Annotated in this window: 1 protein-coding gene; it reads right to left on the bottom strand. The window is 52.3% G+C overall.

The window, feature by feature from the left end; all coding sequences use genetic code 11:
• A partial coding sequence (locus BIT28_RS00020; RefSeq protein WP_139310403.1) for a cadherin-like domain-containing protein occupies nt 1-1,076 on the bottom strand: 1,076 nt, incomplete at both ends.

Here is a 1,076-nt window from a genome sequence, read left to right as displayed (position 1 = left end):
GCTGGCTCAGAGACCCCGCCTTCGCTATCGGTAATGGTGTAGGTGAAGGTATCGGTGCCGACTTCGTTGAGATCAGGTGTGTACACCAGAGTACCCGCAGCCTGGTCGATGGCGACGCTACCGATAGTCGGCTCGGTAGCCAACGTAATATCACCGGAAGGTTTGCCGTCTTCGACATCACTGGCCGCATCCCGCACAGCAAGGGCTTCTGTGGCAGTGTCCTCATCCACCGTGGTGCTCAGGTTCCCCGCGACCGGCAGATCGTTCACTGCAGTGATGGTCACCGTGACCGTCGCTTCTGATGAGGTATTTAGCAAGGCATCTTTCACCGTATAGGTGAAGCTGTCCTGGCCGTTGGCATTGGTATTTGGTGTATAGGTGGCAATACCATTGGTAATTGTCACGCTACCTTTGCCAGGTTGGCTCACCACTGCGGCAGAAGATACCACCATATCGTTTTCCGGATCATAATCATTATCCAGCAGCTTGATAATGACGGCGGCATCCTCATTGGTGGTTGCCGTGTCGTTGACGGTAACAGGCGCATCAGCCACCGCATTCATGGTCAAATTCACGCTGCGGGTTTCAGATCTTGCACTGGATGCATCAACAACCTGGAAAGTAAAGCTGTCGCTGTGGTTTTCGCTGCCGTCATGCTGATAGCTGAAGCTGCCATCTTCACTGAGGTTCAACTGACCATACTGAGGACCTGTGACAACAGATACCGTTAAGGTATCACCACTGTCCGTATCGTCATCCGTCGCATTGCTGAGCAGGCCATTTGCAGTAACTACCGTCAAGGTAGCTGCTTCGTCCAGAGTAAAGTTAAAGTTTTGCCCAACCGGAGCATCATTGGTATTGACAACTTCGATGTTGAAGCTGTCCAGCGTATCTTCATCCGTCCCGTCAGAGACTTTGATTAGAACATTGCTGTATGTACCAACCGCCGCATCATCCGGTGTACCGGTCAACGCACCGGTCGAGGTATCAAACTCCGCCCAGTCCGGTTTGTTTTCAATACTATAGGTATGTGTATCTCCCTGATCCGGGTCGGTCAGGGTCGGGGTAAAGCTATA

Origin of the sequence: Photobacterium proteolyticum (genome assembly GCF_001939735.1) — a bacterium.
GTDB classification, from domain to species: domain Bacteria; phylum Pseudomonadota; class Gammaproteobacteria; order Enterobacterales; family Vibrionaceae; genus Photobacterium; species Photobacterium proteolyticum.
This window is presented reverse-complemented; position numbering and strand designations above follow the sequence as displayed.